We start from the raw sequence: 18710 nt of genomic DNA on the forward strand, positions 1-18710 counted from the left end.
TTTTGTGTCAATAGGGGTTAAAAGTGCGCTGCCAGGGGCGCTTGGCAGGGGAGCAGGACGTAACGGTGTGTGAGCAGTTACGCAATAGGGCTTCCGCACGGGGAGCCTGCTTAACGGAACCCCGATTTTAGGCAGGTTTTGCGTAACAGGCATTAACCTGGGAGACGCCAGTTACGCAAGCGAGAGCGCTGCCGCGCCCACTGCTTAACGGTTATGGCCTTTTGGCACATTTCTGCGTAACTGGGGCAGGCATGGGAAGAGGGAATTACGCATCAGGGATGCTTGAGTGCGGTACTGCTTAACCGTTTCGGTTTTTAGCCGCTTTTTTGCGTAACCAGCTGCTAACGAGCAGAAATACTATTGACAAACCTTTTGACTTTCAGTACAATTTTTTGAGTGACCAAAAATTTATGGAGGAACGGAATGAAAGAAAAGAAGAAACTATCTCTTGCCGTACAGATATTTATCGGATTGGGACTGGGTATTGCTGCAGGTCTGTTATTTATCGCCGTCGGCAAAGAAAATTGGGCAGATTCGTATATCATGCCTTTTGGTACTATATTTTTGAATCTAATCAAATTTATCGTAGTGCCAATCGTACTTACGTCAATTATTTCAGGAGTCATATCTTTGAAAGATATCAAGAAAGTCGGGTCCATCGGTGGGAAGACAATCGTCTTCTATATGTGCACGACAGCGGTAGCCATTGTCATCGGACTGACCTTCGCGAACCTGTTTAAAGGCACCTTCAGCGTGCTTCAAACCAGCGGTCTAACCTATGAGGCCACCGAGCCAGTCAGTTTTATGGAGACGCTGGTCAATATCTTCCCATCAAATGCAGTGGCACCGATGGTAGAAGCCAATATGCTGCAGGTTATCGTCATCGCCTTGCTGTTTGGCTTTGGCATTATTTTATCTGGAGAGAAGGGACAACCTTTTGCCAAAATGATTATCAGCCTGTCTGATGTATCCTTGCGCATCATGGAGATGATTTTAAAACTTTCACCAATCGGGGTTTTCTGTTTGATTACGCCGGTAGTTGCGACTAACGGACCAAAGATATTGGGATCCCTGGCTATGGTATTGCTGGCAGCTTATATCTGCTACATACTGCACGTAGTCATCGTATATTCAGGTGCCGTCAGAGGATTGGCCGGTCTGAATCCATTGACTTTCTTTAGAGGAATCGCTCCAGCCATGATGTTTGCTTTTTCCAGTGCGTCCTCAGTAGGTACCTTGCCTCTCAATCTGGAATGCTCGGAGAAGCTAGGTGCAAAGAGAGAAGTTGCAAGCTTTGTACTGCCTCTGGGCGCTACCATCAATATGGACGGAACCGCGATTTATCAAGGCGTCTGTGCAGTCTTTATCGCCAGATGCTACGGAATCGACTTGACCTTGTCGCAGATGGTGGTTATCGTTCTGACGGCAACTTTGGCTTCGATCGGTACGGCAGGCGTTCCTGGCTCTGGCATGATCATGCTGGCCATGGTGCTGCAAAGCGTGGGACTGCCTGTAGAAGGTATTGCGCTTGTAGCAGGAGTAGATCGCATCTTTGACATGGGCAGAACGACAGTCAACATTACAGGCGATTCTGTGTGCTCCATTGTAGTGAGCAAAATGGAAGAACGGAAGGAAACGAGAAAAGCGAAAGCGAATGCATAAAAATACAAGGGGCTGCTAGATGCAGCCCCTGTTGATTTGATGCTATTTTGCTGTACGGTTCGCTTTGTTAGACCAGGAGGTATAATACTTCGTCTTGTCTATGGTCCGCACACCGCGCACTTTATAATAGTAGCGAGTTCCCTTTTTTAACTTTTTAGAGTCAGTAAAGGAGAACGTTTTATTGGTTTTTGTCTTGTAGTAAGCTTTAGTACCATATCCAGAGGACTTTTTCGTCGATCTGAATACCTCATAATAATCGACCTTATAACCGGCAGACTTTTTCCATGAAACTTTGATTCCATTCTTTGTTAAAGCAGACTTAGCTGTAATCTTTGTTTTTTTAATACCATCAATAGTCTCAATGTCCTTAAAAGTGCTTGCCAGCATTTTAGAATAAATGGCATTAGATAGGTAGCGATAGTCGTCCAGCTGGTGGGCTTTGTTGGTCATGGTGTTGGCAAATAAGGTTATCTGGCAGCCACCCTGCCTGTAATCAATTGCCTGAATGGTGCCTTTGTATTTTTCAATGTAATCCGCAGCCATAAAACCTTCGATAGGATAATCTGAAGTGGTCTTGATTAAGATTTCAGCCCCCTTTGGCGCCTGTGTAATGTAGTTGCCTCCATAGCCGTACATGATATTATCTTTTTGTTGCTTGTATTTTGCAGTAATCAGATTGTCTGATTCATAAGTCACCGTAGTCAATGCATCATAGCTGCCGCCAGTCTGATAGTCGATGTCAATTCCCAGGTCTTTTGCCGCTTTCAGGGCGTTGACTGTGTAGCCGATATATGGCTTGCCTTTTTTGATCAGACGCAGTTCTTTTTCGCCCAGAGGGCGGCTTCCTACGATGACGTCGGCATTTTCTGGATTGTCGACTACCTGGAAGCCCATTTGCTGCTCAAAGGCAAAGATATCCCAGCCTAGGGCAGTGTTGAGCCTGTCTTGATACCGCTTGATGCCGTATTCTCTGCCATTCTTCGTCGTTGTGAAGGCAGAGCTGGTTCGACCTGGAATATAGACTTTGGCGGCTTTTTTGACTGCTTTTGCAGCAGGCATCTTTGAAACGGCCTTCCCGACCAAAATGTAATCGTTCTTAACCGTGTTGAAGTCATTTTTCTTTACCAGGAAATCACCTTTATTCGTACCGGAGGTAATCATTCCAACCGTCTTGCCGTTTTTTAATAATCTGTTGACGGCTTGGATGGCATCTACGCTGTTGTTTGAAAGGACCATATAGCTGCCGCTTCCTGATGTAGTCGTCTTGATTGACGGTACTTTTGTGATCTTCTTTGTGTCAGCTGCTTTAATGGCGCCAACCTTTGTAATCACATGAGCGTCAAATCCGCGCAGCTGCGGAAATGCAGTCAGAGGCTCTGAGTATAGCGCATCCCAGGTGTCGATGACCATGTTGGAGTAAAGGGCTGAGTTCGCCATGTTCCGCTTTGCCTGATGCATATCTACTACTAGAGAACCTTTTTTGTAGGTCTTGCCGTGGATTGTCACATCTTTTGTCAACTGTTTCAGCTTGACATCGTTTCTCAGCAGGTATTCTGCCATCTCCTTTGCAGCCTGAATATTTTTCTGATCAGACGTGCTGATTGGTATGATGTAGTATTCAGGGAAGAAGTTGTTGTTTTCTTCATACTTTTTACGGAACTTATCCGCTTCTGCGCCGATATCGTCATATTGGCTTACAAAGTAAGGGGAAATCGTATCCGCATCGATATTTTCCAAACCTCTCCTGAAAAACTCTAATTGGTTGAGATACATCCTGTCTTTGTTCTCCGCAACAAAATCGGCATTGCCGATTAGACCGTATTTGACTGCCTGCTGTGCATCGTGACTTCCATAAGGAAATTCGGCCGTATAGGCGTTACAGCCGTGCAGGAATGCGTAGATCGGGGTGTAACTTGGTGAGATGTCTTCCCAGGCACCCCACTTCTTCTTACCGCTGTTGTCCACAGAGAGATAGTCACGCAGCGTAAGTTGGAAACTGTTGATAGACTCGTTGTTGGCGATAGCGGCTGCGCCGAAGTTTTCGCCTTGTTCTATGGAAGTATCGATATATAAATCGTATTCAGCATTTGGCTCGTGAGCAGGGGTGCATGGTTCTACGACAAACTCGTCATAGTATCCGTGAATTTCATACAGGGTGATCGGATTCCACTTTGCAATCAGTTGCGTCATGGCCTGCGTTTCTGGCTGCGTCTGGTAGGAGTTATCACGATTTAAATCAAAGTAGTTGGCGTTGGTTCGAGTCATAGCCTGGCGGCCGTCTACGTTTTCTGATGGTACGACGATGAAAAACATATCGGTCAAAATCTCATCTATATCTAAATCTTTTTTCGATATATTGTAATACTTTTTCATCTGTTCGTCAGTCATATTGGTAACTGCATCTGAAGTATGCTTCGGGTTGGAGGGTTCGAACTTGCCTTCCCCTTGGATAAATCCTACGCCGGTGACCTTATCTTTGATCAGTTCTGACCAAACTTTGCCGTCTTTTGACATTTCAGCTTGAAGAGTCGCCTTTCCAGTGCTCGTGAGGCCGGTAATTTTGTTATAAGGAATTTTTCCGCTTCCTTCTGCAGCTTCCACGACGGCTTCGACAAAATCGAGACAGCCGTCAGCGCCGATGATTTCATCGGAGTGGATATTGCTGTAGACGACAGGGACCTTGTAATCCAAAGTTCCCGCTGCAACTTCTTTTTTTACTTGAGTGGGGTTCGTTTCGGCTCGTTCCGTCTGGGCGAGATGATTAGATAGATCACTTGATTTCGCGGAAAGGAAAAGCGCATTGATCGGCCTACCCTTTACCGAATAACCGATAGCCTCTATTTTGGCATAAAGACCGGCGGCGTTGGCTCTGGCTGCTAATTCGGCAAGCTTCTCATCAACTTGACTCTGCGTATGGAAGGAATCATAAGGACGTACCCAGACTGAGGTACTGCCCAAAGCTGATTTGCCGTGATAGCAAGTTAAATCGTATCGTCCGGTATAGTCGAGAATGGTATTTCTGACTAAAACGCGGTCACGATTGTCTATACCGTTGTATCCAAACAATGTTTTACTGTCAAACTCCATCTGCAGATATAAGGCATCGCCTTCAGTCACGACTGAGTTGGTGATGTTCTGGAACATGTCGATTTCCTCTTGTCCGCCTGATTCTACAGTAGTTGCAACAGTTTTCCATTCATCCATTGGACCGCCGAGATATTGGTACGGAAATTCGCCAGGATCCTGCATGCCTTTTTTTCGAGAAAGATTCCAGCGGATTGTCTTATCTTCTATGGCTTTTTCCAATTGTTCTCTTGTCATATCGACTTTAACTTTTGCAATAAAGGAACGTTCTTGGGTTAAAGATATCGCATCTTCGCCTTCTCCGGTATTGTCTAAGGTGACAGCTTCACTGCCCACTGTGGTGTCTCCAAAGGATATCTTTGGGGCAGTGAAGGATGATGCAACTAGTGCTAGTGATAGAACGATGATAAAGCTGAGACTGATTGTTCGTTTTCGCATTAGTTTACTCATGGTTACCTCCGTAATTTTTAAACGGTGAGATGTGGTATGTTGTTGTAAACGTTTACAGTGTTAAAGTAACAGATGTAAATAAGGCTGTCAACAAGTCAAAATGAAATTATCAAAATATTGCCAAAAATACGATAATATATACAATAACGTTGGTTATGTTCTGGACATAATACAATCCTGTGTCCGGAAACGTGAAAATGAGGGACTCTTCTATGCAAGAGAAAAAAATTGTGGTAGAATAATCAAGATAAAATTAGAATTGTGAGGATATAATTATGATGGGTATGGAACCCGATACAATAGATAAGGAAGAAGCCTTTCAGGATACCTATCGAAAATGGCGTGTTTTGATTTTTAAAGCTGACATCGTCAGTGTTTTGGCAGTTTTTATTATCGAGATTACCATGTTTTTTTTCTTGCGTTCCCATGATCTGATATTTCAGACTGTGTCAGTGTATCTGGCCAGATTCTTGATCTTACCGACAATCATCAATATTACGCTTCTCACCATTGCGATCATCTGCAATGAACGATACAAAGACAGACCGTATTTGCTCAATTATGTTCCAATTGTACTCATGAGTTGTCTCTGTATTGTAGTATCGTGCACCCACTATGTCTTTACGGTAACTATGGCAGTGTACATCATTCCTGTATTTGTGACGGTGATCTTCAGCAATCGAAAGATGACACGGCTGATTACCTTTATCGGCGTTGGGGGTATTGTGATAACGGTACTTGTCGATGTCTTACTATCTCAAAGCGAAGATGTTTATTTAATTCCTGAAGCCATTGTCGCTCTGTGCATTCTGTTGACGGCTCACAAATTTTCGCAAATTCTCATTGGTTATCATAAAGAGAAAAACGACGCATTGGCGAAGGGCTATCAAGAACAATTGAGGATGAAAGAACTTTTAAACTACGATCAAAAGACTGGCATTTACGGCGCTACAGCCTTTAACAACTGTCTGATTGGAGCGATAGATAAGGGCTGGACTGATAACCTGGCACTGGCCTTTGTGGATATTGATGATTTTAAATATGTTAATGATTCTTATGGTCATGCAGCTGGGGATGAGGTACTCGTGCGCCTTGCGGCAATTATCAAAGAGATTTGTGGAGACAGACAGCTGCCGGGTCGTTTTGGAGGCGATGAATTTGCCATATTGCTTACTGGAGAGAGCCTCGAGGTTTACTGCTCCTTGCTTACCGAGATTCAGAAGGCGTTTCGGCAACAGATTTATGATTTTTCAGAGCAAAGGATTACTGTCAGCATTGGCTTAGCCAGGCTGCAGGAAGGGTGGGATGCGGAGATGATTTTGCAAAAAGCAGATGAGGCGATGTATCAATCCAAAAAGAATGGGAAGAACCAACTCACTGTTTTTCAATAGAGTGAAACCGCTGATTGCTGTAATTCACAGAATTGGGGGACTAATTCCTGCGGTGTTGACAAAGGATTGTCCACTGCGATATACTTAATTGTAAGCATTTGCAGATGCCACGCGCGTCAGCAGATGTTTTTTTAAAGAAAAGGTTGTTGTCTTGTGAGTAAGGGAGGAGATTTGTATGAAAAACTTAAATATGAAAAAAATAAGCATAGATATAATTGTAGATATCATCGGAGGCGTTCTGATTGCCATCGGTACCTACAATTTTGCAGCTGCCTCTGAATTTCCAATGGTGGGATTTAATGGAATCGGCTTGATTTTATACCACCTATTTGGGATGCCTATCGGTACAGTGGCATTCGTGCTGAATATTCCAGTTGCTATCGCCTGTTTTAAAATTCTGGGAAGAGATTTTTTCATCAGGTCTATCAGAACCATTGCCATCACATCTATCATAATGGACGTCGTTGCACCGAAATTCCCGGTCTACGAGGGGGATTTGATGTTATCGGCAATATGCACCGGCGTGCTTTCTGGCTTGGGATACGCCTTGATCTACATGAGAGATTCCTCCACTGGCGGTACTGACTTTATCATGTTGTCTATCAAAGAGTTTTTCCCGCATCTATCTTTAGGAAAAATTTCTTTTGCTATGGAATCACTGGTAATTGTAGCTGGGACTGTTCTAGTATCGAAAAATATCGAAGGATTAATCTATGGAATGATAATCAGCTTTATCCTCTCTATTATGGTGGATAAAGTCATGTATGGAATCTCTGCCGGAAAGATGGCCTTTATTGTCACGGATCACGCACACGAAGTAGCAGACCGCATCGATGAAACAGTAGGGAGAGGTTCCACTTTCCTGAAGGCGGAGGGCAGTTACTCCGAAGAGGAGAAAGATGTAGTGATGTGTGCCTGCAGTACAAAGCAGATGTACGGCATCAGAAATGTGGTCAAGGAAGTTGACCCGGAAGCCTTTATCATCATCATGGAGTCCAACGAGGTCGTCGGATCGGGATTTAAAACTAAATGATTATAAAAGATGCTGCCCAGGTTCGTCTTTGGACAGCATCTTCTGATTTGGGGGCTTACTTTACGTCGTAGGCAATCAGCGCCACATCGCAGCCGCACTTCTCTGCAAGCTTGTGCTCTGCCTCGCTGATAATTTTAAGATCCGCTGGGGAAAGTTCTGCCAATTTATCGTTATACATTTTTATCACCTCCAACTATAGTATTTACCGGATGACAGAACAACATTCTAGTGATAAAATAAAAAAGATTGTTAATTATTTTCGGGGATAATAGTAAGAGACGCTTTCATTTGCGTCTTTGCCACGATTGTGGTAGAATAGTTCCGCGATGTAAACGATGTTGTTTGCAAAAAATAACAGTCCTATGGAGTGAACATATGGAAAATATGATCAAAATTGAAAATTTAGTTTTTGAATATACACAGGGTGAAGAGGAAGCGCCAGTTAGAGCAATCAACGAGATTTCCCTGGAAATAGAGAAAGGAAGTTTCACCGCAGTCATTGGCAAGAACGGATCAGGAAAATCTACTTTGGCAAAGAATCTCAACGGACTGCTTTTGCCCAGCGGAGGGACAATCTATGTGAAAAGCTGGGATACAAAGGATGATAACCACATTTGGGATGTGCGGCAGACCGCGGGAATGGTTTTTCAGAATCCTGATAATCAACTCGTCTCTTCCATCGTAGAAGACGATGTAGCCTTTGGCCCTGAAAATCTGGGAATTGAGCCGCAGGAAATCAGAAAAAGGGTGGATAAAGCTCTGGAATCTGTCAACATGGGGCAGTTTAAGAAAAAAGCACCGCACCTTCTGTCTGGCGGACAAAAGCAGAGGATCGCCATTGCGGGTGTAGTTGCAATGCGGCCGGAATGCATCATTTTCGACGAACCGACAGCGATGCTGGATCCCAAAGGCAGGGATGAAATCATGGAGATTATCAAAGAATTACACGAAGATGGGATTACTGTGATTTTGATTACCCACTTCATGGATGAAGCGGTTCGTGCAGACAGAGTGATCATCATGAACGAAGGCAATATTCTTCTCGATGGGACACCTTCGGAGGTGTTCTCGCAGGGAGAGATTATTAAAGCGGCAAATCTCGACGTTCCGCTAGCCGTGGAACTTGCCGGAAGACTGAGAAAAAGGGGAATTAAGATCCCTGAGAACGTCATTACAAACGAAGGACTGGTAACATTCGTATGTCAATACAAGTAAGAAACTTATCACATATTTATTCAAAAGGAATGCCAGACGAACAACTGGCACTTTCTAATATTAACTTTGATATTTACGACGGTGAAATCGTAGGTGTCATCGGACACACGGGATCGGGAAAGTCAACGCTGCTGCAGCATCTCAATGGGCTTTTGAAGCCGAATAGCGGCACGATCGTTATTGGAAATACAGATATCACAGCACCGGGCGTGGCGATGAAAGAAATTCGCAGGCGCGTAGGACTGGTCTTTCAGTATCCAGAATATCAGTTATTTGAAGAAACCGTAGCACAGGATGTGGCATTTGGCCCTAAGAATCTGGGATTAACAGAGGCAGAGGTAGCCGATCGAGTTGAGGAAGCTTTGGAACTGGTTGGGCTGGATTACGAGGATATCAAAGAGCGTTCTCCGTTCGATCTTTCTGGCGGTCAGAAGAGACGAGTTGCCATCGCTGGGGTTATCGCTATGAAACCGCATGTCTTAATTCTCGACGAGCCCACAGCCGGTTTAGATCCGGGAGCACATCAGGACATTCTCGCTATGATTGAAGAGGTACACGAAGCACAAAATAATATCATCATCTTTGTTTCTCACAATATGGCTGATGTAGCTAGTTTATCTGATAAGGTCATGGTTTTGGACAACGGAAAGCTGGTGACGGTTGGAACGCCGCAGGAGGTGTTTTCACAAAAGGAACGCCTGGAAGCCATCGGGCTGAACGTGCCGCCTGTTACAGATTTGATGCACCAGATTAAGAGCGGCGGGGCGGCTGTCAATGAAAATGTGTTAACCATCAAAGAGGCGGAAGAGGAATTATATAACTATTTACAGAGGAAAATGATTTAATGATAAGAGATATCACACTTGGACAATATTATCCCAGCGAATCCATCATTCATCGGCTGGATCCGAGAATTAAAATAATTGCGACGATTATGTTCATCGCAGAGTTGTTTATCGTGGATGATTTTATCGGATTTGCCATCTGTGCCAGCGCACTGGCTGTCATAGTGGGCATATCAAAGGTTCCGCTGGCCTTCATCATGCGGGGCTTGAAGCCGATTCTTTTAATCATCATCTTTACCTTTTGCCTCAATATATTCATGGTGGATGGCAAGGTAATCTGGCAATGGGGATTTTTAAAAATTACAGTGGAAGGACTTTATACAGCGGCATTTATGGGACTGAGACTGATCCTTTTAATCATCGGATCTTCTCTGCTGACGCTGACGACAAAACCCATCAGCCTGACTGACGCAATTGAAAGACTGTTAAGCCCACTTTCCCATGTCGGTGTGCCTACACACGAAATTGCGATGATGATGTCTATCGCTCTCAGGTTTATTCCGACTCTTTTGGAGGAGACGGACAAAATCATGAAAGCCCAGCAGGCCAGAGGTGCGGATTTTGAAAGTGGAAATATCTTAAGCAGAGCGAAATCCCTGATTCCTATACTGGTACCGCTGTTTGTAAGTGCTTTCCGCATTGCGCAAGATTTGGCAATGGCCATGGAAGCACGTTGTTATAGAGGCGGAAAGGGGCGAACCAGGATGCATGAGATGCAGTTTAACGGCAGGGACGCTGCAGCGATGGTCGGTTTAGCGGCGTTTTTAGCAGTGATTATTTTGGAGAGAATCTTTTTATGAGACAGAGGAAACTAAAAAATATAGATGAAAGATTGGAAGGCTTCAGTGATTTTACCATAGAAAATCCGCAAGGTTTTAAGGGAAAATGGAGGGAGGTCTTTGGAAATGATCATCCTATTTATTTGGAAATCGGCTGTGGAAAAGGTCAGTTTGTGACCAACTACGCAGCTAAATACCCACAGTGGAATTTTATTGCAATTGAGGGTCATCAGAGTGTTGTGCTCAGAGCCTTGGAAAAAGCAGCAGAAATGGAAAGTGGCAACATTAAATTTGTACTGGAATATATAAAGGATATCCGTGATTACTTTGATTGCGGCGAACTTGAGGGGATTTTTTTGAATTTCAGCGATCCTTGGCCTAAGGATCGCCATGCGAAACGCAGACTGACCTATGGCAAACGCCTTTTACAATATTGTGATGTGATTCGTGAAGGGGGAGTGATTCAATTCAAGACTGATAATGATGGCTTGTTTGATTTTACTCTGGAACAAATTGAGACTGAGGGATTGAACATCTTGGAAGTGTCCAGGGATTTGCACGCTTCGGATTTTGCTGAAACAAATATTACCACAGAGTACGAAGATAAATTTGCTGCCTCTGGGAAGAATATAAATTATGTAAAGATAAGAGCCTGATACAGGCTCTTTCCTATTTGGGAAATTAGTACTTGATAATTTTTGAAGGATTGCATAGACTGCCATTCTTCATCAGCTCAAAATGAAGATGGGTCGGTTCCATGGATTCATAAAGCGCAGTCTGTCCAACGTTGCTGATTACCTGGCCTTTTTTTACCGTATCGCCTTTTTCAGCAAGTTTATCTGTGGAGAGATTGCTGTATTTGGAAATATAGCCATTGCTGTGAGTGATCTCGATGGTGATTCCATAGGCGTCATCTGTATATATGTCCGTAATTGTACCGCTGGCGACTGCCTTGACACTGGTTCCCTGGGGAGCCTCGATATCCATACCTGGGTGGGTCATGTATTGATCGAGAGTCGCGTTGTAGATCACCATATCCATTGAATACTTCTTTGATACCTTTCCTTTGTCCGCATCGATAGGCAGCGAGAACGTATTGGATTTTGATGACTGCTTATTACTATCTACAATGGGAACGCCGGCAGATGCTTCTTCTGACTTATCACTTTCCTGTTCCTTTTTCTGATCATCAGCGTCCTTTTCCTGATCAGTTGTGGTCTTTTTCGTAACAGGCACATCATTCGCACTATTCGAGATTTTGTTAATACTAGCTTTTATTGTGAAAATAGATGTCAGAGCTATGAGACAGAAGCAAAGCATCAGAACAGCGGCAACCTTGTCTTTCCCTTTTTTTCTTTCAACTTGTCGCATTTTCTTCACCTCCTGTCACCTATTATCACCACTAAAACGTGTATTCATACTAATATTAACTTGTAAAAATAAGGAGTTCATAGTAGAATGTTTTCATGACATTCTGTCCAAAGATGCGAAAGACGATTTGCAGACAGAATTTATGCAAAGATGCCCCAGCCTATGGCTGGTCTGGCGTTTGTCGTATATTTGATAATCAATTTGGAGGTGACAATATGGCTGAATTTATAATGGCAGCACAGAATGGAAGGAACATCCCTACAGAGGATAAGATTTTTGGCATCAGCCGCAGGGCGAACGAAATGATAGACGAAAAAGGTCCTGATGAAGTGGTCAATGCTACCATAGGAGCGCTTCTGGACGATGATGGGGATTTGATGGTTCTTTCTTCTGTTGATGACACATTTATGGGTCTGGAACCAGAAGAGTATGCAGCATATGCACCGATTGGCGGTACGCCCGCTTATAAAAAAGCGGCAATCAAAGCTGCTTTAGGCAAATATGAACCAAAAGGTTTTGTAGAAGCGATTGCCACACCTGGAGGCACCGGCTCAATAAGAAATACGATTGCCAACTATTCTTGCCCGGGAGATAAAGTTTTAACCAGCGACTGGCATTGGGCGCCATATAAGACTGTCGCCTCTGAAATTGGCAGGAGCATCGATACCTATCAACTGTTTACAGAAGACGGCAAATATAATATAGAAGCTTTTTCAAAAAAAGTGCATGAAATTTTGGCTGAGCAGAATCGTTTGGTTATCATCATAAACACACCGGCACATAACCCGACAGGTTATGCCCTCACCAATGAGGACTGGAAGCAAGTTGTAGACTGTCTGAGCAATGTTTCTCCTGAGAATCGTGTCGCTCTGCTTATTGATGCGGCTTATATCGACTTTGCGGGTGATGAGGATAAATACAGGGAGTTTTTACCGATTTTGGAGACTCTGCCGGCGAACATTCTGCCGATTATGGCCTACAGTATGTCAAAGACGTTCACCATTTATGGGATGAGATGTGGCGCGATGATCTGCCTGGCGCCAACAAAGGAAATTGCTGAAGAGTTTAAGCGGGTCTGCGAGTTTTCTTCGAGAGGTTCGTGGTCTAACAGCGCCAAAGCTGGCCAGAGCATTATAGCAAATATCTTTGCTGACGAAGATTTATTGAAAAAAGTAACGCAGGAGAGAAAAGAAATTCGAGAAATGCTTCTCAGCAGAGGAAAAGCTTTTGAAGAGGAGTCTGCAAAAGTAGGCTTAAAAATCGTGCCTTTTGATGCTGGTTTTTTTGCGTCGATCCCTTGTGACAACCCGGATGAAATCAGTGCCAAGCTGGAGAAAAAAGGAATTTTCCTAGTGCCCCTGGCAAAAGGGCTGCGCGTGTCCATCGCCTCAATTTCAGAGGAAAAGTGCAGACGAATTCCAGCTGAAATTAAGAGTGCAATGGAAGATTAGAAGGAAGCTGGTCTTACGACCAGTACGAAAATAGACAAGACGGAAGACACGTCCAGGCTTTGCGGCCTTGTGACGTGTCTTCTCTTATTATGTGGCTGTGAAAGCGGCAGAAAAAGGAATTTGTAGTCCACAAAAGCAGAAGCCAGAAAAAAAGTGTGGAACATTTTATAGAAACCGAGGCGGCTGCGGACTGTAATGTTTTGCGGGGAGCTTTTTTGATGGAGGCATTTATTCCGCCTCTGTATTCATAGATGAAAATGTGGTATAATGGTTCCATAATCTTACGGCGTTGCTGCAAGGAAGTATTATGGAGGTGCATTATGAAGATAGATAAGGTAAGTGTGATATATTTCAGTCCATCGGGGACTACAAAGAAAATAGCTGAAAAAATCGGTGAAGGTTTTGCTGAGAAAAAGGAATACCACGATATTCTTGCGCACAGAATAGAAAAGAAACGGGTGATTGCAGAGAATGGTCTGCTGATTTTGGCGATGCCTGTATTTGGGGGACGGATTCCGGAATACTGTCTGTCCTCAATCAAACATCTTCGTGGAATGAATACGCCGGCAATCATTACAGCAGTATATGGGAACAGAGAATATGAAGACGCCTTAGTCGAAATGGAGGATTTACTTGATGATGTCGGATTCAGAGTCATCGGTGCGGCAGCTTTTATCGCACAACATTCTGTCTTTCCTCATGTGGCGGCTGGTCGGCCTGATGAAGCGGATATGAAGTACATAGAGGAATTTGCAGAGAAATGCATTGAAAAACTGGAGACTTTTGATCCTGAAAATAACGCTGAACTGCAGCTGCCGGGCGACCGTCCATACAAACCTCATATGAAACCATCCATGGCGCCAGAGGCAGATAAAAATTGCACTAAGTGCAGAACCTGCGTTGAGGTCTGTCCAGTGCATGCAATCAGCAGTGAGACGCCAAAGAAAACGGATAAGCACAAATGTATCATGTGTACTGCCTGCATTGCTAGTTGTCCGGTAAAAGCGAGATCCTTTGGCGGACCTAAGTATGCCGTTGCATCAAAGACTTTTGCCAGTGCCTGCAGCAAGAGAAAAGAGCCAGAATTATTCGTATAAAATGACATTCTGAATAGCGGCGTTTACCCTAGTATATTGACCAGCAAGGAGGAAGACAGATGAATAAGTATTTAGATATTGCACTTGAGGTGCAAGAGGCACTAGAGAACAGGCGGCCGGTGGTGGCTCTTGAGTCTACCATTATTTCTCACGGAATGCCTTATCCGCAAAATGTAGAGACCGCTCTTAGGGTAGAGGAAATTATCAGAGACTATGGTGCAGTTCCCGCTACGGTTGCAATTATTGGGGGCAGGTTAAAATGCGGCCTTGCGAAACAGGAAATAGAGTATTTGGCAAAAAAAGGGACCGATATTGTGAAATGCTCCAGACGCGATATACCAGTGGCCATTTCTAAAAAATTGGATGGAGCGACTACTGTTGCGACTACCATGATGATTGCGAATATGGCAGGAGTGAAGATCTTCGCTACTGGGGGCATTGGAGGCGTTCACAGAGGTGCAGAACAGAACATGGATATTTCTGCTGACCTGGAGGAACTAGGGCAGACGCCGGTCATGGTGGTGTGTGCAGGTGCAAAGGCAATTCTCGATTTGGGATTGACCTTAGAATATTTGGAAACGAAAGGTGTTCCTGTAATCGGGTATGGTACCGGTGAATTGCCAGCTTTCTATACGAGAAAAAGCGGTTTTCATGTGGACTACAGATTGGATACGCCAAAGGAACTTGCAGAAGCATTCGAAGCGCAGCGGGGCTGCGGTCTTCATACCGGAATGCTGGTTGCAAATCCGATTCCCGAAGAGTTCTCTATGGACGATGAAGTCATAAACCGAGCGATTGACGAGGCCATAAGAGAAGCTGGTGAAAGGGGCATCCATGGGAAGGAGACGACGCCGTTTCTTCTTGCAAAAGTGAAAGACATTACAGGAGGCGACAGTCTCAACGCAAATATACAATTGGTATATAATAATGCCAAAGTGGCAGCACAGACAGCAGTAGAGCTTTGCCATTTATGAATCTGGAAGAAAGAGGAATAGATATATGAGATTAGTATCGTGGAACGTAAACGGTTTGAGGGCGTGCCTTGGAAAAGGATTTATAGAATCCATGCGCGGATTAGAAGCGGATTTTATCTGCATTCAGGAGACAAAGATGCAGGAAGGACAAGCCGAAGTAGACTTGCCGGAATATGAGGAATTTTTTTGCAGTGCTGAGAAGAAGGGCTACTCCGGAACTGCTATCTTTGCCAAAGAAAAACCGCTCTCAGTGCAAAAGAATTTTGGCGATCATACAGATGAAGGCAGAGCGATTATTTTAGAGTATGAGGAATTTTATCTGGTGACAGTCTATGTCCCGAACTCACAAGATCAACTCAAGCGTATCGATTACAGGATGAAGTGGGAAGAGGATTTTCTGGCCTTCATCAAAGAACTTGACGAGAAGAAGCCGGTCATTATCTGTGGCGATATGAATGTGGCGAAGGAAGAAATTGACTTGAAAAATCCGAAGACAAATCGTGGCAACGCTGGATTCTCCGACCAGGAGCGTGACAAGATGCGTAACCTGCTGGCAGCCGGTTTTGTAGATACCTTCAGATACTTGTATCCTGAAGCAACTGGCATTTACAGTTGGTGGTCTTATCGCTTTAATGCCCGTAAGAACAATGCCGGATGGCGTATCGACTACTTTATCGTCAGCGAAAGACTAAAGGACAAGATCGTCGAAGCTAAGATCCATACAGACATCATGGGCAGTGATCACTGCCCGGTAGAACTGGAGATTGATTTATCTTTTTGAGTGGAGAAAAAACTCCTTACACGGCTGAAAAAAATTTGGTACAATACAAATACAACGAGTATTCTTCTTGGATGTAAGTCCGGTTGTAAGATCTGCTCGTTGTTTTTTATTGTAGAAAATGGAGCGTCATGGCAGCTTTTAATGTCTGCATCAGTTTTTGTAGCGGGTCCTTTAGTCCGATTCCTGTTTAGAAAACGCTTCAGCAGGGCGCGTCAGACTGACCAGAGCTGTCAGCAACTGGCATAAGTAAAAGAGGGGTGGTCAGCCTGCAAACAGGCATCGAAGAGAACCTGGGGTTTCTTAGAGGAGTGGCGAAGCCACTCCTTTGTCTTTCGTGACAAATCGGCCAGGTCACAAAAATGTGCCTTCTTTACAAAAGCATAATATGACTGTATAGTACTACTATACACTTGAGGAGGTAATTTATGGATGCAAGAGAATGTTTTAGGATATTGAGAGAAATAAAGGATGTGAGTTTTGCTACAGTTGACCAAATGGGACGACCGCAAATCCGCATCATAGATATCATGTTGGTAGAGGAAGAAAAAGTGTATTTCCTGACGGCACGAGGGAAAGACTTTTATCAAGAGCTGATGGAGCGGCCTGCTGTTGCGGTCTGCGCAATGACAAAAGACTATGAAATGATTCGCCTTACTGGAGAAATCATAAAGCTGGAAGAGCAAGCGGACTGGATAGACAAGATGTTTATGCACAATCCGGTTATGAACGACGTATACCCTGGTGACAGCAGGTATGTGCTGGAACCTTTCTGCATCTGCAGGGGAGCTGTGGAGTATTTTAACCTGGGATGTTCGCCAATACAGCGGCAGAGTTTCTCCTTTGGCGATGGGGATTGCGAAGAAAAGGGATTTGTCATAACGGATGCCTGCGCCGGCTGTGGGCAGTGCATGGAGAAGTGCCCGCAGAACTGCATCATAGAAGGCAGCCCATACAAAATTCAGCAGGAGAATTGTCTCCACTGCGGACTGTGCAGGGAAGTCTGTCCGGCGGATGCTGTCAGGAAGAAAGGATTTGACAAATGATAAATGAGACCATTTCATTATTGATAGAGAAAAAGGCGTTTTTTCTTTCGCTGCTGACGGAGCACCTGTTCATCTCGCTGGTGTCGATTTTGATCGCCCTGGCTGCGGGGCTGATCTTGGGAGTTTTGATCAGTGAATATCAAAAGAGCTCCAAATATGTCCTGGGCTTTGTCAACTTTATATACACGATTCCATCCATATCGCTGCTGGGTTTTCTGATCCCCTTTTCGGGTATTGGGAATACGACGGCGATTATCGCTCTGACGATTTATGCGCTTCTGCCCATGGTTCGCAATACCCACACCGGCATGACCAACATCGATGAACAGATTATTGAAGCGGCGAGGGGAATGGGTAGTACGCGCAATCAGATATTGTTTAAGATCAAACTGCCGCTGGCCATGCCGGTCATCATGTCAGGACTGAGAAACATGGCAACCATGACTATCGCGTTGGCGGGTATTGCATCTTTTATCGGCGCGGGCGGCCTGGGCGTAGCCATATACAGAGGCATCACCACCAACAATGCAGCGATGACCATTGCAGGAAGTCTCTTGATTGCGCTCTTAGCAATCGTGGTGGATTTATTGCTCGGTATCGTTGAAAAGCTGACGAAGAGAAAGTCTGAGAAAAAACATAAGAAAAGCCTGGTTGTGGTGATCGTTCTTTTACTCTGTGTGGCTTTGATTGGAAGCAATATACTAGGCGGCAACAGAGATAAAACGATAGAAATCGCAACGAAACCTATGACTGAGCAGTACATTCTTGGTGAAATGCTGAAGGAGTTGATAGAACAGGATACGGATTTGGAGGTGACGCTGACCCAGGGTGTAGGCGGCGGCACGTCCAACATAGAACCGGCCATAGAGAAAGGGGATTTTGACCTCTATCCGGAATACACGGGCACCGGCTGGAATATGGTCTTGAAGAATCGGGGGCTGTATGACGAATCTATGTTTGACCGCTTGCAGGGTGCTTACGAGAAAGATTTGAACCTGACCTGGTCGGGGATGTACGGCTTCAACAATACTTACGGTCTGGCGGTGAGAAAAGAAATCGCCGACAAATATAACCTGGAGACTTATTCGGATCTGGCAAAGGTGTCGGGCAATCTGACCTTTGGCGCAGAATATGACTTTTATGAGAGAGAAGACGGATACGACGCTCTCTGTGAAGCCTACGACTTCCATTTTGCAAAGACGTCTGATATGGACATCGGACTGAAGTACAAGGCCATCAATCAGGGCAAGGTGGACGTCATGACCATCTTCACCACCGACGGCCAGCTGAGTGTTTCTGACATCGTGGTGCTAAAGGATGATAAACAGTTCTATCCGTCCTATATGTGCGGCAACGTAGTACGCATGGACACGCTGCAGAAGCATCCTGAGCTTGCGGCAGTGCTGACAAGTTTGGATGGCATCTTGGATGACAAAACCATGGCGGATCTGAACTACCAGGTTGAGGGCAAGGGCAAGGAGCCGAAAGACGTGGCGCATGAATTTTTGAAAGCTAAAGGTTTTGTGAGATAGGA

At 44.6% G+C, this 18710-nt stretch carries 16 protein-coding genes; 13 read left to right on the plus strand and 3 right to left on the minus strand.

Annotation, left to right across the window (positions count from 1 at the left end):
• Positions 1–423: 423 nt before the first annotated feature.
• Complete coding sequence (locus ACMQ5W_RS10795) at positions 424–1662, plus strand: dicarboxylate/amino acid:cation symporter (RefSeq protein ID WP_419025190.1); 1239 nt, start codon at positions 424–426, stop codon at positions 1660–1662.
• Between the two features lie 42 nt (positions 1663–1704).
• Here the strand turns inward: ACMQ5W_RS10795 and ACMQ5W_RS10800 are convergent, their stop codons facing one another.
• Positions 1705–5196, minus strand: coding sequence for a hypothetical protein (locus tag ACMQ5W_RS10800; protein ID WP_419025191.1), 3492 nt, complete (start codon positions 5194–5196; stop codon positions 1705–1707).
• Positions 5197–5471: 275 nt separating this feature from the next.
• On the opposite strand from ACMQ5W_RS10800, the gene ACMQ5W_RS10805 reads away from it, so the two are divergent.
• Both ACMQ5W_RS10805 and ACMQ5W_RS10810 read left to right on the plus strand, forming a co-directional pair.
• Positions 5472–6587, plus strand: a complete 1116-nt coding sequence (locus ACMQ5W_RS10805; RefSeq protein WP_419025192.1) for a GGDEF domain-containing protein — start codon at positions 5472–5474, stop codon at positions 6585–6587.
• A 175-nt stretch (positions 6588–6762) separates the two neighbouring features.
• On the plus strand, positions 6763–7620 hold the full coding sequence (locus ACMQ5W_RS10810; protein ID WP_148494007.1) for a YitT family protein: 858 nt from the start codon (positions 6763–6765) through the stop codon (positions 7618–7620).
• 55 nt (positions 7621–7675) lie between these two features.
• On the opposite strand, the gene ACMQ5W_RS10815 is transcribed toward ACMQ5W_RS10810, so the two are convergent.
• Positions 7676–7798, minus strand: coding sequence for a hypothetical protein (locus tag ACMQ5W_RS10815; protein ID WP_419025193.1), 123 nt, complete (start codon positions 7796–7798; stop codon positions 7676–7678).
• A gap of 197 nt (positions 7799–7995) precedes the next feature.
• On the opposite strand from ACMQ5W_RS10815, the gene ACMQ5W_RS10820 reads away from it, so the two are divergent.
• From ACMQ5W_RS10820 to trmB, 4 genes are read left to right on the plus strand one after another with little or no spacing between them, the layout of a single operon-like run.
• Positions 7996–8835, plus strand: a complete 840-nt coding sequence (locus ACMQ5W_RS10820; RefSeq protein WP_419025194.1) for an energy-coupling factor transporter ATPase — start codon at positions 7996–7998, stop codon at positions 8833–8835.
• The gene (locus tag ACMQ5W_RS10825; protein WP_148494009.1) at positions 8820–9680 is read left to right on the plus strand and encodes an energy-coupling factor transporter ATPase; all 861 of its coding nucleotides are present in this window, start codon (positions 8820–8822) and stop codon (positions 9678–9680) included. The genes ACMQ5W_RS10820 and ACMQ5W_RS10825 overlap by 16 nt, the downstream gene beginning before the upstream one ends.
• A complete protein-coding gene (locus tag ACMQ5W_RS10830; RefSeq protein WP_148494010.1) occupies positions 9680–10480 on the plus strand; it encodes an energy-coupling factor transporter transmembrane component T family protein in 801 nt (266 codons plus the stop codon). Before ACMQ5W_RS10825 ends, ACMQ5W_RS10830 begins: the two co-directional genes overlap by 1 nt.
• Positions 10477–11115, plus strand: a complete 639-nt coding sequence (gene trmB / locus ACMQ5W_RS10835; RefSeq protein ID WP_419025195.1) for a tRNA (guanosine(46)-N7)-methyltransferase TrmB — start codon at positions 10477–10479, stop codon at positions 11113–11115. The genes ACMQ5W_RS10830 and trmB overlap by 4 nt, the downstream gene beginning before the upstream one ends.
• A gap of 25 nt (positions 11116–11140) precedes the next feature.
• Here trmB and ACMQ5W_RS10840 read toward each other — a convergent pair whose 3' ends face one another.
• A complete protein-coding gene (locus ACMQ5W_RS10840; RefSeq protein WP_148494012.1) occupies positions 11141–11830 on the minus strand; it encodes a M23 family metallopeptidase in 690 nt (229 codons plus the stop codon).
• 215 nt (positions 11831–12045) lie between these two features.
• Here ACMQ5W_RS10840 and ACMQ5W_RS10845 point away from each other — a divergent pair, with 215 nt between their 5' ends.
• From ACMQ5W_RS10845 to ACMQ5W_RS10870, 6 genes are all read left to right on the plus strand, one after another.
• Positions 12046–13281 (plus strand): pyridoxal phosphate-dependent aminotransferase, encoded by a 1236-nt coding sequence (locus ACMQ5W_RS10845; protein ID WP_148494013.1) that lies wholly within the window; start codon positions 12046–12048, stop codon positions 13279–13281.
• Positions 13282–13601: 320 nt separating this feature from the next.
• Entirely contained in the window at positions 13602–14378 is a 777-nt protein-coding gene (locus ACMQ5W_RS10850; RefSeq protein ID WP_419025196.1) for an EFR1 family ferrodoxin, read from the plus strand.
• Positions 14379–14437: 59 nt separating this feature from the next.
• Positions 14438–15352: a pseudouridine-5'-phosphate glycosidase gene (locus ACMQ5W_RS10855; RefSeq protein WP_148494015.1), complete on the plus strand. Its 915-nt coding sequence runs from the start codon at positions 14438–14440 to the stop codon at positions 15350–15352.
• A 25-nt stretch (positions 15353–15377) separates the two neighbouring features.
• Complete coding sequence (locus ACMQ5W_RS10860) at positions 15378–16133, plus strand: exodeoxyribonuclease III (RefSeq protein ID WP_419025197.1); 756 nt, start codon at positions 15378–15380, stop codon at positions 16131–16133.
• Between the two features lie 425 nt (positions 16134–16558).
• A complete protein-coding gene (locus tag ACMQ5W_RS10865) occupies positions 16559–17176 on the plus strand; it encodes a 4Fe-4S binding protein (RefSeq protein WP_419025198.1) in 618 nt (205 codons plus the stop codon).
• The gene (locus ACMQ5W_RS10870) at positions 17173–18708 is read left to right on the plus strand and encodes a glycine betaine ABC transporter substrate-binding protein (protein WP_419025199.1); all 1536 of its coding nucleotides are present in this window, start codon (positions 17173–17175) and stop codon (positions 18706–18708) included. The genes ACMQ5W_RS10865 and ACMQ5W_RS10870 overlap by 4 nt, the downstream gene beginning before the upstream one ends.
• Positions 18709–18710: the final 2 nt, after the last annotated feature.

This window comes from Emergencia sp. (assembly GCF_048465375.1).
Taxonomy (GTDB): domain Bacteria; phylum Bacillota; class Clostridia; order Peptostreptococcales; family Anaerovoracaceae; genus Senimuribacter.

Coding starts and splice junctions, on each gene's coding strand:
- ACMQ5W_RS10820 (WP_419025194.1), top strand. CDS start 7,996: ATGGAAAATATGATCAAAATTGAAAATTTAGTTTTTGAATATACACAG.
- ACMQ5W_RS10800 (WP_419025191.1), bottom strand. CDS start 5,196: ATGAGTAAACTAATGCGAAAACGAACAATCAGTCTCAGCTTTATCATC.
- ACMQ5W_RS10860 (WP_419025197.1), top strand. CDS start 15,378: ATGAGATTAGTATCGTGGAACGTAAACGGTTTGAGGGCGTGCCTTGGA.
- ACMQ5W_RS10865 (WP_419025198.1), top strand. CDS start 16,559: ATGGATGCAAGAGAATGTTTTAGGATATTGAGAGAAATAAAGGATGTG.
- ACMQ5W_RS10825 (WP_148494009.1), top strand. CDS start 8,820: ATGTCAATACAAGTAAGAAACTTATCACATATTTATTCAAAAGGAATG.
- ACMQ5W_RS10795 (WP_419025190.1), top strand. CDS start 424: ATGAAAGAAAAGAAGAAACTATCTCTTGCCGTACAGATATTTATCGGA.
- ACMQ5W_RS10850 (WP_419025196.1), top strand. CDS start 13,602: ATGAAGATAGATAAGGTAAGTGTGATATATTTCAGTCCATCGGGGACT.
- ACMQ5W_RS10805 (WP_419025192.1), top strand. CDS start 5,472: ATGATGGGTATGGAACCCGATACAATAGATAAGGAAGAAGCCTTTCAG.
- ACMQ5W_RS10840 (WP_148494012.1), bottom strand. CDS start 11,830: ATGCGACAAGTTGAAAGAAAAAAAGGGAAAGACAAGGTTGCCGCTGTT.
- ACMQ5W_RS10815 (WP_419025193.1), bottom strand. CDS start 7,798: ATGTATAACGATAAATTGGCAGAACTTTCCCCAGCGGATCTTAAAATT.
- ACMQ5W_RS10830 (WP_148494010.1), top strand. CDS start 9,680: ATGATAAGAGATATCACACTTGGACAATATTATCCCAGCGAATCCATC.
- ACMQ5W_RS10810 (WP_148494007.1), top strand. CDS start 6,763: ATGAAAAACTTAAATATGAAAAAAATAAGCATAGATATAATTGTAGAT.
- ACMQ5W_RS10845 (WP_148494013.1), top strand. CDS start 12,046: ATGGCTGAATTTATAATGGCAGCACAGAATGGAAGGAACATCCCTACA.
- ACMQ5W_RS10855 (WP_148494015.1), top strand. CDS start 14,438: ATGAATAAGTATTTAGATATTGCACTTGAGGTGCAAGAGGCACTAGAG.
- ACMQ5W_RS10870 (WP_419025199.1), top strand. CDS start 17,173: ATGATAAATGAGACCATTTCATTATTGATAGAGAAAAAGGCGTTTTTT.
- trmB (WP_419025195.1), top strand. CDS start 10,477: ATGAGACAGAGGAAACTAAAAAATATAGATGAAAGATTGGAAGGCTTC.